Annotated in this window: 7 protein-coding genes; 5 read left to right on the top strand and 2 right to left on the bottom strand. The window is 73.9% G+C overall.

Annotated features, from left to right (window positions below; all coding sequences use genetic code 11):
• The first annotated feature begins 304 nt into the window (after nt 1-304).
• Genes OG370_RS09965 through OG370_RS09985 form a run of 5 tightly spaced genes read left to right on the top strand, consistent with a single transcriptional unit; the run spans nt 305 to nt 10427 of the window.
• The gene (locus tag OG370_RS09965; RefSeq protein ID WP_328462696.1) at nt 305-3193 is read left to right on the top strand and encodes an alpha-L-rhamnosidase; all 2889 of its coding nucleotides are present in this window, start codon (nt 305-307) and stop codon (nt 3191-3193) included.
• Nucleotides 3190-4497, top strand: coding sequence for an extracellular solute-binding protein (locus OG370_RS09970; RefSeq protein ID WP_328462698.1), 1308 nt, complete (start codon nt 3190-3192; stop codon nt 4495-4497). The genes OG370_RS09965 and OG370_RS09970 overlap by 4 nt, the downstream gene beginning before the upstream one ends.
• Nucleotides 4494-5405, top strand: coding sequence for a carbohydrate ABC transporter permease (locus OG370_RS09975; RefSeq protein ID WP_328462700.1), 912 nt, complete (start codon nt 4494-4496; stop codon nt 5403-5405). The genes OG370_RS09970 and OG370_RS09975 overlap by 4 nt, the downstream gene beginning before the upstream one ends.
• Nucleotides 5402-6289 (top strand): carbohydrate ABC transporter permease, encoded by an 888-nt coding sequence (locus tag OG370_RS09980; protein WP_328462702.1) that lies wholly within the window; start codon nt 5402-5404, stop codon nt 6287-6289. Before OG370_RS09975 ends, OG370_RS09980 begins: the two co-directional genes overlap by 4 nt.
• The gene (locus OG370_RS09985; RefSeq protein ID WP_328462704.1) at nt 6273-10427 is read left to right on the top strand and encodes a glycosyl hydrolase; all 4155 of its coding nucleotides are present in this window, start codon (nt 6273-6275) and stop codon (nt 10425-10427) included. The genes OG370_RS09980 and OG370_RS09985 overlap by 17 nt, the downstream gene beginning before the upstream one ends.
• A gap of 224 nt (nt 10428-10651) precedes the next feature.
• On the opposite strand, the gene OG370_RS09990 is transcribed toward OG370_RS09985, so the two are convergent.
• Nucleotides 10652-12118: an FGGY-family carbohydrate kinase gene (locus OG370_RS09990; protein ID WP_328462706.1), complete on the bottom strand. Its 1467-nt coding sequence runs from the start codon at nt 12116-12118 to the stop codon at nt 10652-10654.
• A gap of 225 nt (nt 12119-12343) precedes the next feature.
• Nucleotides 12344-13360 carry a 2-hydroxyacid dehydrogenase gene (locus OG370_RS09995; protein ID WP_328462708.1) on the bottom strand — a complete coding sequence of 339 codons (1017 nt, stop codon included), beginning with the start codon at nt 13358-13360 and terminating at the stop codon, nt 12344-12346.
• Nucleotides 13361-13370: the final 10 nt, after the last annotated feature.

Below are 13370 nucleotides of genomic sequence, written 5' to 3' on the forward strand. Positions count from 1 at the left end.
GCCCCCACACCCGGACGGCGCGGGGGCGCGGGCGTGGACGATTTCACGTTCATTCGTGTGGTAATCACGCCGCGAATATCACCGAGGGGCCGTGCTTCACAAGGGTGCGCCGCTTACGTGGTGGCGCCGGTCGAAGCGGTGCGGGTGAGGGGTGGGTCACGGAAAGGGGGCGGTTGACCGGGGGTCCGACGGGACTCTTGACACCCCTCGCGAGGGGCTCATAGTCTCCACGCCACAGAATCGACGTTAGTTTTCACATTCACGGATGATCATCTTCACGCCGTAGATGGTGTGAGAGGAGGACGTGCCTGTGCCCGCACTGCGGCCGTACGCCCTGCGGTGCGACCACCGCACCACCCCCCTCGGCATCGACGAACCCGCCCCGCTGCTGTCGTGGCGGCTGGCGTCGGACCTGCGGGGCGACGCGCCCGTCGGCTACCGGGTCCGCGTCGCCGAACGGCCCGAAGCACTGGCCGAGGGTGGTCAACTCCTATGGGACAGCGGCCGGGTGGAGGACCCCTCGGCGATCGCCGCCGGCTACGCGGGACCCGCCCTGCGCCCGAGGACCCGCTACCACTGGCGGGTCGAGGTGTGGTCGGGGGCGGCCTCGGCCGGCGAGGAACCCGCCGGCGCGGTCTCCTGGTTCGAGACCGGGATGACGGTGCCGTCGCGAGCGGCGGACCGCAGCCGCCCCGGCGAACCTGCGTGGCGGGCTTCGTGGATCACCCACGACCCGAACCCGATCGCCGTGATGGACGCCCCGACCGAGGGCGAACTCGCCCTGGACGACCACGGTCTGGCCCCCTGCCCGCTGCTGCGGCGGGCCTTCCCGGGCGCGGCGCACCCCGCGGACGCCCCCGCCGCGTCCCCCTTGGTCCGCGCCAGGCTCTACGTCAGCGCGCGCGGCCTGTACGAGGTACGCCTCAACGGCACCCGCGTCGGCGACGCCGAACTCGCCCCGGGCTGGACCGACTACACCCGCCGCGTGCAGTACCAGACTTACGACGTCACGGAGTTGGTCGGCCCGGGCGAGAACGTGCTGGCCGCGACGCTCGCCGACGGCTGGTGGAGCGGCTTCGTCGGCTTCGAACCGCGCCGGGCGGGCGCGCACTACGGCACGTTCCCGCAGTTCCTCGCCGAACTGCACCTCACCCACGCCGACGGCAGCGTCCGCACCGTCGTCACCGACGACACCTGGGTCACCCGCACCGGGGCGATCCGGTACGCCGATCTGCTGATGGGCGAGTGCCACGACCTGCGACAGGCCGTCGACGGCTGGGAGTCGCCCGGATACGACGACGACGGCTGGTCGCCGGCCCTGGTCGTGGACGCCGACCACCGGCTGCTGGTGGCGTCCGTCGACGAACCCGTGCGGGCGATGGCCGAGATCCGGCCGCTGTCCGTCACCCGCGTCTCCCCCGGCACGCACCTCGTCGACTTCGGCCAGAACCTCGCCGGGCGGATACGCCTCCGGGTCGACGACCTCGCCGCCGGCGCCCGGGTGGTCGTCCGGCACGCCGAGGTGCTGGACGACAAGCAGCGCCTGTACACCGCCAACCTGCGCACGGCCGCGGCCACGGACGTCCTGATCGGCGACGGGCGCCGCCACCGTACGTTCGAGCCGCGGTTCACCTACCACGGCTTCCGCTACGCGGAGATCAGCGGCATACCGGATCTGCGTGCGGACGCCGTGCTGGCCGTCGCCCTGCACAGCGACACCGCGTGGACGGGCTCCTTCGACTGCTCGGACCCGGACATCCGCCGGCTGCACGCCTGCGTGGAGTGGGGCCAGCGCTCCAACTTCGTGAGCGTGCCCACCGATTGCCCGCAGCGTGACGAGCGGCTCGGCTGGCTGGCCGACGCACAGGTCTTCCTCCCCACAGCGGCGCTCAACGCGGACGTGGCGGCCTTCTTCACCAAGTGGCTGCGCGACATCGATGACGCGCGGACGCCCGACGGCGGCTTCACCAACGTCGCGCCGCGGCTGGCCGGCGTCGCCGACGAGGGGGCGCCCGGCTGGGCCGACGCGGGCGTGGTCGTGCCGTGGCACCTGTACCGCACCTACGGCGACCCGCGGTTCCTCTCCCGCGCGCTGGACGGGATGCGCGCCTGGGTCGCCCTGATCCACCGGCACAACCCCGACCTGATCTGGCGGCACCGGGTGGGCCCGCACTTCTCGGACTGGCTCGCCCCCGGCGTCCCCACCCCGCGTGGGGTCGTCGCCACCGCGTACTTCGCGCACAGCACCCGGCTCACCGCACTGGCCGCCGAGGCCCTGGGCCACCACGACGTGGCGCAGGAGCACCACCGGCTGGCGGCCGGCATCAGAGCGGCGTTCGTGGCACGTTTCGTCACCGCCGGGGACGCCGAAGGCGCTGCACCAGCCGGGCGAGCCGAGACCGCCGAGGACTCCCCGCGCCCCGCCGGGCAGGTGCGGCTGGCGGGCGACACTCAGACCGGCTACCTGGTCGCGCTCGCCTTCGGCCTGCTGCCCGAGCACCTGGCGGACGGCGCGGCCCGCCGGCTCGCCGAACTCGTCGAGGCGGCCGGGCCCGCCCTGCAGACCGGCTTCGTCGGGGTGGCGCTCGCCGCCCCCGTACTCGACGCGTACGGGCGCGCGGATCTGGCCCATGCGCTGCTGCGCCGCACGGAAGTGCCGTCGTGGCTCTTCCCGTTGCGGCACGGCGCCACCACCATCTGGGAGCGCTGGGACGGCTGGACGCCCGAAGGCGGCTTCCGGGCCCCGGCGATGAACTCCTTCAACCACTACGCGCTCGGCTCCATCGGCGAATGGCTCTACCGGGGCGTCGCCGGTGTGGACCAGAACGCGGACTCCGTCGCCTACCGGCGGCTGCGCATCCGGCCCCGCCCCGGCGCGCTCGGCCACGCGAGCGCCCGCTACGAGTCGGCGCGGGGCACCGTCGCGGCCGCCTGGCGGCGCGAGGGCGAGCGCCTGACCCTGCGCGTGCAGGTGCCGCCCGGCGCCACCGCCGAGGTCTTCGTACCCACCACCGATCCGCGCTCGGTCCGCGAACTCGCCGCGGCGCCCGAGGACGGCGCCCACTCCACGCTGATCGACACCGGCCCCGGCCACGCCCGCTACCAAGTGGCCTCGGGTTCCTACCACTTCACCGCGGCATTCTCTCCGGCGGCGCCCACGTCCGCCGGTCCCCAGGAGGAGGACACACCATGAGCACGGGTTCCCGCAGTCAGCCCGACCGGGGCACGGTGAGCCGCCGAGGACTGCTCCGCGTCGGCGGTGGGGTCGCGGCCGCGGCCGCGCTCCCTTCGGTCCTCACGGCGTGCTCGGGTTCGGGCGGCTCCGGCGGCAAGATACGGGTGGTCGGTGTCGCCGACGAGCAGAAGCCGATCACGGACCTGATCGCCGCCTACCGCAAGAGCCACACCGGCGTCTCGTTCAGCACCTCCTTCGCGCCCACCGACCAGGTGCAGACGGTGGTCCGCACCCAGCTCGCCGGCGGCAACGCCCCCGACGTGCACGTGCTCTACCCCGGCAGCGGCAGCGCGATGTCCATGGTCGAGCTGGCGAAGGCCGACCTGCTGACCGACCTCGACGACCAGGCGTGGACCAGGACCATCCCGAAGAGCTTCGACGCCGCCTACCGCCACGACGGCAAGACCTATCTGTACTCGGCGGGCAGCAGCGTCATCGGCGCCATCTACAACAAGAAGGTGTTCGCCGACGCCGGGGTGACCCCGCCCAAGACCTGGGCCGAACTGCTCGACGTGTGCGGCACGTTGAAGTCCAAGGGCGTCGTGCCGCTGGCGCTCGGCGCGCAGACGCCCTGGGTCACCCAGCTGATCACCTACGCGCTGGTCCCCAACGCCGTCTACGCCAAGGACCCCACCTTCGACGACCAGATGGCGTCGGGGAAGGCGACGTTCGTCGGCTCGGGCTGGGCCGACGCGATGGGCAAGTACCAGGACCTGCAGAAGCGGGGCTTCTTCAACGACCACCCCGACGGCACCACGTTCGAGCAGCAGACCTCGATGGTCGCCACCGGCAAGGCGGCCATGGCCGTGCAGGTGTCCTCGGTGCTGTCCAACTTCCGGCAGGCCGCCAAGTCCCCCGACGACCTGGGCATGTTCCCCTTCCCCGGCGGGGACGACGCGGCGAACCTGTGGATACCGGCGGGCATCGTGGTAGGGCTGGGGGTGTCGGCGCGGGCGAAGAACGCGGCCAAGGGCAAGGCGTTCATCGAGTTCCTCGGCAAGCAGGAGAACATCAACGCCTGGGCGGCGGACGTCTCCGCCATCCCCTTCTCCCGCGACTCCAGCACCAAGATCGATCCGGTGCTGTCGGAGTTCCTGCCGATCATCGACGCCGACCACGCCGTGCCGTTCATGGACCAGCGCTGGCCCAACGCCGAAGTGCAGCCGGCCCACTTCGCCGCCGTGCAGGACCTGCTCGCCGGCAAGACCGACGTCAAGGGCGCCCTGGCACAGATGGACAAGGCCTACGGGAAGAAGTCGTGAAGGCACCGCGCGTCGCACTGCCCCGGCCCGGCCGCCGCGACCCGACCGTACCGCCGTGGATCTTCGTCGTGCCCGCGCTGGCCGTGTACGCGCTCGTGGTGCTCTACCCGAGCATCGCCGGCGTGGTCTACGCGTTCACCGACTGGTCCGGCATCGGGTCGTTCTCGTTCGTCGGCCTCGCCAACTTCCACACCCTGCTCGGCGACGACCGCGCCCTGCAGTCCATCACCAACACGCTGCTGCTCACCGTCGCGATCGTCGTCGTGCAGAACCTCATCGGGCTGCTGCTGGCGCTCGGCGTGAACGCCAACATCAGGTCCAGGACGCTGCTGCGGGTGGTCTTCTTCGCGCCCGCCGTGGTCAGCCCGGTGATGGTGGCGTTCCTGTGGAAGTACGTCTACAACCCCGACAACGGCGCGGGCCTCAACGGCATCCTCGGCGCGGTCGGCCTCGGCAGCCTGCGCCAGGACTGGCTGGGCAACCCGTCGATCACGCTGTGGTCGGTGGCCGCGATGGTGGTGTGGCAGTACGCCGGGTACTCGATGGTGATCTTCCTGGCCGGGCTCCAGGACGTGCCGGCCGAGCTCCTGGAGGCGGCGCGGATCGACGGCGCGGGCAGCTGGCAGCGGTTCCGCTACGTCACCTGGCCGCTGCTGGCGCCCGCGCTGACCGTCAACCTGATGCTGTCGACCATCGGCGGCCTGAAGCTCTTCGACCAGGTGTACGCCGCGACCAACGGCGGACCCGGCACGTCGAGCGAGACGCTGTCCACGGTGCTCTACAAGGAAGCCTTCGTGTACGGGAAGTTCGGCTACAGCACGGCAGTGGCGCTGGTCCTCGCGCTGTTCGTGGCCGCCGTCTCGCTGGTCCAACTCCGCTATCTGCGCGCCCGGGAGGTCACCGCGTGAGTACCGTCACGGCCGGCGGGGTCAGCACCGGGGCCGAGCGCCCCGCCACCGCGCGCCGCAAACGGCGTCCCGGCTACGGGCGTTACCTCCTGGAACTGGTGATGATCGCGACCGCGGTCGTCTTCCTGTTCCCGGTGTACGCCCTGCTCACGCTCGCCCTGAAGAGCCCGTCGCAGATCGCCGACTCGCCGCTGTCGCCGCCGACTTCGCCGACCTTCCACAACTTCGACAACGCCTGGTCGTCGGCGTCCCTCGGGTCCGCCCTGGTGAACAGCGCGATCATCACCGCCGTCAGCCTGCTGCTGCTCATCGTGATCGGATCGACCGGCGCGTACTACCTGGCGCGGTGCGCGAGCGGCCTCGGCTACGGGCTGTACGTCCTGTTCCTGCTGGGGATCATCCTCCCGTTCCAGCTCGGCATGATCCCGCTGTACAAGCTGGTCGACGACCTCGGCTGGCTCGGCACCTACCAGGGCATGATCCTCTTCTACACCGGCATCCAGATGCCGTTCACCGTCTTCCTCTACACCGGCTTCATCCGGGCGCTGCCGCGGGACTACGCGCAGGCCGCGCTGATCGACGGCTGCGACCACCGGCAGGCGTTCACCCGGATCGTCTTCCCGCTGCTGCGGCCGATCACCGGCACCGTGATCATCCTGAACGCGGTCTTCATCTGGAACGACTTCTTCACCCCGCTGCTGTACCTGGGCGGCTCCGGCAAGGAGACCGTGCCGGTGGCGATCTTCTCGTTCGTGGGCCAGTACGTCTCCGACTACGGCCTGGTCTTCGCCGGTCTGGTGCTCGCCGCGCTGCCGATCCTCGTCATCTTCCTCTTCCTCCAGCGCTATGTGATCAAGGGGTTCGCAGGTGGTCTCAAGGGCTGACGCTCTCCCGGCGGACATCGCCGCGATCCTCGCCGAACCACCCAGAGCCTTCTCGCCCACCGCCATCTGGTGGTGGAGCGGGGAGCGGCTGGACCGGGCCCGGTTGCGGGCGCAGCTCCAACGCTTCGCCGAGGGCGGGGTGTTCAACCTGGTCATCCTCAACCTGGCGCCCTCGGGACCGCTGTTCGGGTCCGACGCCGACGACCCGGCGTTCATGACCGACGCCTGGTGGGCGCTGCTCGACGGCGTCTGCGCGGACGCGGCCGCACTGGGCGTGTTCCTCTGGTTCTACGACCAGTTGGGCTTCTCCGGCGCCGATCTGCAGGCGCGCCTCGTCGACGAGCAGCCGCGCTACGCCGGGCGCGCGCTGGCGCGGGTACGCGCGGTCGTCGACAGCGAGGGCGAGCTGGGCTGCCCGCCGCAAGGGCAGCCGGTCGGCGGCCACGCGGAACCGCTGGACGAGGCAGGCGAGGTGACCGGCCCCGCCGTCCCGCTCGCCGTCGACGGCCGGACGATCCGGCCGCCGGGACCCGGCCGCTGGCGGCTGACACTCCACCACCATGTGGCGCGCGGCTTCGACTACCTCGGCACCGAGGCGTGCGCCGCGCTGCTCGACCGGGTGCACGGCGCCTTCGAGCGGCGGCTGGGCGACCGGCTCGGCACCGTGGTCGTCGGCTCGTTCCAGGACGAACTGCCGTCCCTGCCCACCTGGTCGGCCGGATTCGCCGCGGACTTCCGGCGCCGGCGCGGCTACGACCTCGTACCGCACCTGGACGCGCTGTACGCGGACAGCGCGCGCCCGGACGCCGGTCGGATACGGCGCGACTACCAGCTGACCCGGGCGGAGGCGGCCGAGGAGGCGTTCTTCCGGCCGCTCGCCGGCTGGCACGAGCGGCACGGGCTGCTCGTCGGCTGCGACCAGCAGGACCCCGCCCGCGCCGGACACCCGGTCGGCGGGGTCGAGTTGTACGCCGACTACGCCAGGACCCACCGCTGGTTCTCCGCGCCGGGCTCCGACCACCACGGCGACGCCCGTATCCACTCCTCGCTCGCCCACCTGTACGGGGGCCGGCGCACCTGGATCGAGGCGTTCCACTCCACCGGGTGGGGCGGCACGCTGGAGGAGACGTTCGACTGGCTGCTGCCGTGGCTGCGCGCCGGCGCGACCCTCTACAACCCGCACGCGGTGTACTACACGACCAAGGGCGGCTGGTGGGAGTGGGCGCCGCCGGGCACCGACTGGCGCCAGCCGTACTGGCGCCACCACCGGGTCTTCGCCGACGCGGTGACCCGGCTCTGCGCGATCCTGAGCCTGGGCCACCACCTGTGCGACGTCGCGGTGCTGCTGCCCACCACGACCGCGCAGGCCGGCACCGCCCTGGACGGCGTCTCGGCCGCCGCGGCCCGCGCGCAGGAGACGTACCTCGAACTCGTCGGCGACATGACCTGGTTCCGCACCAGGCCGGGGGTGCTCGACCTGCTCGGCCGCGACGCCGACGTCATCGACGACTCCTCCCTCGCGCGGGCGACGGTGCGCGGCGGCGAGCCGGACGGCACCCGGCTGTGCGTCGCCGAGGAGCGGTACGCGACGCTCCTGCTGCCCGCTTGCACCGTCCTCGAAGCGGAAACGGCACGGAAGTTGGTGGAGTTCGCGGCGGCCGGCGGGCGGCTGGTCGCCGTGGGGGCGGTGCCCGAGGAGGTGGTCGGCGCGGGCGCCGATACCGCGCTCGACGCGCTGCGGGCGTGCTTCGCGGACGGCCGCGCGGTGTGCGTGCCCGCGGCCGACCTGCTGGCCGATCTGCCGCACGGGCCGGGTCCGGTCGTCGAGGCGACGGTCCCCGCGCTCGCCCGCCAAGTGGCGGAGACGGCCGTGGTGTTCCTGACGGCGGCCGCTCCGCGCGCGACCATGGCGGCCGTCGCCGCGCCCGACGCGCGCGGGGCCGCGCTGGGCTGGCTCGACGCGCGCTACGACTTCGACCCCGGCCGCTACGCGCGCACCGCGCGGGTCCGGGTCCGGCTCCCCGAACCGGCCGAACTCGCCCTGCTGGTCGACCCGTTCGGCGGTTCGCCCCGCACCCTGCCGGTCACGGCGGTCCCCGGCGAGCCGGGGTGCCACGAGGTCGAGGTGCCCTTCGACGCCGGGCCGGCCGCGGTGCTGGTCCTCCCCGCCGGTCGCGCACTCCGGCACCTGCCGCGGGAGTCGGCGCCTGCCGATGTCACCGCGCGGGGCGGCGAGGTGCTCGCGATCCCCGACGACGCGGACTGGGACATGCGGCTCGTGCCGACGGCCGACAACACCTGGGGCGACTTCGACCGCCCCGCGGCCCGGCCGGTCGGCCCGGCCCGCACCGAACTGCGCACCTTCCGCCACCGGGTGGAAGGCCCCGGCGAGGACGGCGTACGCGACGGGTGGGCGGCGCCGGGGAGCGCCGCGGTGCCGGCCGAGCCGTCCGCGCACGCCACGTTCGGGCCGCACGCCGTCCTGCGCGGCGCCGACGGGCAGACCGTCCGGACCCTGGAGTGGTCCGACTCCCGCGGCATCCACAAGGACCCGGTGCACCGCGAGGTGCTGGGCCCCAAGGGCCACGTGCCCGAGGAGTTCCTCCACATCGGCCCGACGCCCGCGGGGGCGACCCGGCGGGTGGCCGTCGACCTGCTGCTCGCCGATGCCTTCGACGGCCACCTCGCGATCGGCGCCGCCGCCGCGAAGTCGGTCCGGCTGGCAGGACGCCCCGTCGCCCTGGACGACGGCGGCCATCTCGCCCTGGGCCGCGTGCGGTTGGAGCCCGGCCGGCAGCTCCTGGAGCTGGATCTGACCCCGGATCAGGACGCGGATCTGCGGGCGCACGTGGCGCTCGTACGGGACGCGGCACGGTACCGGCGACCCGAGTGGATCGCCGCGACTGCCGCCCCCGGCACGGCGGTCGAGGGCGCCACGGGTACGGGTGCGGGAGCGGGTGAGGGCGCGCGTGCGGGCGAGGACGGGGCGGGCTCCGGCACCGTACGGGTCGGCACGACGCTGTCGCTGTCCCGGCCGCCCGCGCGCGCCGTGGTGCAGGTCGCCGCGCGGGGCCGGTGCGTGCTGCGGGTCAACGGTCAAGTGGTGGGCCGGCAGGGCGGTTTCGACCCGTACGCCGAGCACGCCGTGCCGCGCGTGCGGCGCCATGACGTGGCCGCGGCCCTGCGGGCGGGCGACAACGAGATCGTGGTGGAGAGCGCGGGCGGCGACGAGCTCGCCGTCCTGGTGGACGCGGTCTGCCACGACGACGCCTCGGCCCTCTTCGCGACCGCGCACAGCGATGCCACGTGGTGGGCGGAACGCGACGGCGAGCGGGTGCCGTCGGTGGTACGCCGTGCGCCGGCGGGCGATCCTTCGGCCCTGCACCTGCGCCGCAGGCCCCACCCGCTGCCCGGTGCCGCCTGGCTGGACCCGGACGCCGACGACGGCAGCGTGGTATCCGTCGGGTTCGCCGTGCCGGGCGGCCGGCCGTCGGTGGAGTGGCTGTGGTGCGAACTGCCTCCCGGCGCAACGCGGTTGACGGTGGAGGTGCACGGCGGCGCCACCGTGTTCGTGGACGGCGAGGAGCGCGGCAGCACCGCGGGCGGCGCCGGCCCGCACACCCTGACCGTCCATCTGGCCGGCGGCGAGGCCCCCACGGGCGTACGCTGCGCCGCTCTGCGGCTGGAGCCGGACCCGGGCCACGAAGGCGGGGCCGCCCTCGCCGGGCCGCTGCGCTGCGAGGTCGGCCTCGGCCGGATCAGGGTCGGCGACTGGGAGTCCCGCGGCCTCGCCGAGTACAGCGGCGGCGTCCGCTACCGCCGCACCGTGCACCTACCGCCCCACGCCGCGGGCGGCCCGGTCACCCTCGACCTCGGCCGCGTGCGCGGCACCGCGGAGGTGTCCGTCGACGGCGTCCCCGCCGGCGTACGGATCTGCTCCCCTTACGTCTTCGACCTGCCCCCAATGACGGCGGCCCCGGGCCCCCACACCCTGGAGGTCACCGTGTTCGGCACCCTCGCCCCCCACCTCGACGCCGCAGGACCCACCCACTTCGTCTTCCCCGGCCAACGCGTCTCCGGCCTCCTGGGCCCCGTCCGCCTCCTCACCGGGCCTCGGGGGGTCGGTCCGATCAGGTGAGTCACCAAGGTAACGGCCACGCTCGACGGGCTGCCCGAGTGGCTACGTCTCCGGCTTGGTCTTCTGGCCTGAGGGGCCCGAGCCGACCGCCGCGCAGGTGGTCGACCAGGCGCTGACCTACCGGCCTCTCGCGCTGTGAGGGCGCCGCTCGGCAGGCACGCCCGACGGCCCCGCCCGGCCCCGCCCGACCGCGCCCGGGCGGGGCCGTACGACCGGACGGGCGCTCAGGGGCGGCCGGCTCCCCTGGCGTCCGCCGGGCCGGGCCAGCGGTTGCGGGCGCTCTCGACGCGGAACAGGTAGTCCGCGTAGGCGTGTTCGTAGTAGGCGACGCCCACCGGGTCCGGGTCGATCACCGCTTCGGGGGCCGTCCACCGCGCCACGTCCAACTCCCGCCCGAGGGTGTCCCCGTGGGCGGCGACACCCGCCAACACCGCCCCGCGCGCGCCCGGTTCGGGTCCCCGCGCGACCCGCAGCGGGCGGCCCAGCACGTCGGCGAACAGGCGCAGCCACGCGGGGTTGCGGGCACCGCCGCCGCAGACCGCCAACCGGCCGGTCAGGCCGGCCGCTTCGAGGCAGTGCCGGGCGGCGAAGGCGATCGCCTCGCACATGGCACGGACCAGGTCCGCGCGGGTGGCCCGCAGGTCGAGACCGGTGAACTCGGCGCGGGCGGTGGGGTCGACGAAGGGCGCGCGTTCGCCCGACGGCGACAGGTAGGGCAGCGCGGCGACGCCCCGGGCGCCGCGCGGGGTGGCGTCGAGCAGTTCGGAGAGCTGGTCGTGGGTCGTGCCGGTGAGGCCGAGCACCCAGTCGAGCGCGACGGTGCCGGTCATTGCCGGCAGTGCCCGCATGTGGCGGTCCGGCCGGACCGTGGCGAGGTGGAAGCCGACCGGGTCCTCGTCGAGGGCGACGCGCTCGACGACGACCTGGCAGGCCAGGGTCGTGCCGACGATGAGCAGCCCGTCCCCCGGCTCGGTCACCCCGGCGCCCGTCGCCGAGGCCGGCAGGTCGTAGGGGCCGCCGGTGACGGGGGTGCCGTCCGGCAGGCCCGCGATGTGCCCGCGCGCCTGCCCGTACGGCAGGGTCGCGGCGATCGGCGGCAGCAGGCCGGCACGGTGGCCGAGGCCGAGGTCGGCGAGCGCTTCGGGGGCGTAGGTGCGGGTGCGCGGGTCCAGGAAGGGCACCGACGCGTCGGACAGGTCGGTGCCGCGCTCACCGGTCAGCCGCAGGTGGACGACGTCCTTGCAGCAGGCGGCGGTGGTGGCCGCGTCGAGGGACCGCGGTTCGTGGCGGTCGAGCCAGGCCAGCAGCGGCCCGGGCGAGCCGGGGAAGAGCACGTTGCCGGTGCGCCGGTAGAGCCGCCCGGCGGTGCCGTCCGCCATCCAGCCGGCCACCAGCCCGCCGGCCCGGCCGTCCATCCAGGACATGGCGGGGCGTACGGCCCGGCCCTCGGCGTCGACCAGCCACAGCCCGTCGCCCTGGCCGGTGATGGCGACGAGCGCGGGCGCCTGGCCTTCGCTGACCGCGGCGAGGACACCCGTGGCGGCGCGCACCACCTCCTCGACGTCCTGCTCGACGTGTTCCCCCTGCCCGCCGAGCGAGATCGGCATCGATTCGACGCGCAGGGTCGCGCCGTCATCGGCGAAGGCCGCCGCTTTGACGACGGAGGTTCCCATGTCCAGTCCGACGAACACCGTGCGTTCCTTCCCTCGACTGAAAGACCTTCGGCTGAAACACCATCAGGGGACGAGAACTTGAAGTGGCGAGAACTTCAAGCAGCGCAAGCTTCAAGCGACGCGAACGGCGCGAACGGCGAGCGAGGCAAGCGCGACCCAAGCGGCCGGAGTCAGGGGGCCAAAGCCCGCGGCCCGGACGTCACACGACAGGAGCCACGCCGCCGCAGACCCGCCGCGAGCGCCTCACACGACGCGGTGCGCGAGCGGCTCGCCCCGCAGGAACCGCCCCACCTCCGCGGCCGCGATCCTCGCCGCGTTGTGCGCGACGGAGGTGTTGGCACCGGCCAGGTGGGGCGTCATGACCAGCCGGGGCGCGGTCCGCAGCCGCGAGTCCGACGGCGGGGGCTCCACCGCGAACACGTCGAGCCCCGCCGCCGCCAGCCGCCCCGACTCCAGGGCGTCGCAGAGCGCGTCCTCGTCCAGCAGCGCGCCCCGCGCGCAGTTGACGACGACCGCGCCCTCCGGCAGCAGCGCCAGCTCGCGCGCACCGAGCAGCCCGCGGGTCTCCGGTGTCAGCCGCGCGTGCAGCGACACCACGTCGGAGCCGCGCAGCAGGTCGTCCAGGTCGGCGACGGGCTCACCGGACTCGCGCAGCACCCGCTCGTCGGCATACGGGTCGTACAGCCGCACCCGCGCGCCGAGCGCGGTCAGGGCGCGCGCCACCCGGCTGCCGACGGCCCCGCACCCGATCAGCCCGACGGTCGCACCGTCGAGCCCCGGCCCGCAGTTGTCGTACGTGTAGAACTCGCCGGCCCAGCGCCCGGCGGCGAGCGCGGCGGACGTCTCGGGGATGCGGCGCATCGCCGCGAGCATCATCCCGACGGTGTACTCGGCGGTGGCGGCCGCGTTGCGCCCGGGGGTGTTGCAGACCTGGACGCCGTGCTCCTTCGCCGCTTCGAGGTTGACGTTCACCGGGCCGCCCCTGCCGATCACCACCAGCCGCAGATCGGGGGCGCCTTCGAGGATCTTCCGGGTCACCGGCGCCATCTGGGTGACGCACACCTGCGCCCCGCGCAACGCGGTGACCATGGTGTCCTCGTCACCCGACGCCTCGTCGACCTCGGCGACCCGGCCGAAGGGGGTGAGCGGCCACGGCAGCCGCAGTTCGTCGATGGAGTGACCGGTGCCGATCTCGGCGGTCAGCTCCCGGGTGAACAGGTCGGGAGCGACGAAGTGGTCGCCCGCTGCGAGGATTCTCATGGCCGAGGTC

The sequence above is a fragment of the Streptomyces sp. NBC_00448 genome (assembly GCF_036014115.1).
In the GTDB taxonomy this organism is placed as follows: domain Bacteria; phylum Actinomycetota; class Actinomycetes; order Streptomycetales; family Streptomycetaceae; genus Actinacidiphila.

Bases quoted from the DNA above. Each gene is read 5' to 3' on its own strand.
- OG370_RS09970 (WP_328462698.1), top strand. From the start codon at position 3,190: ATGAGCACGGGTTCCCGCAGTCAGCCCGACCGGGGCACGGTGAGCCGC.
- OG370_RS09995 (WP_328462708.1), bottom strand. From the start codon at position 13,360: ATGAGAATCCTCGCAGCGGGCGACCACTTCGTCGCTCCCGACCTGTTC.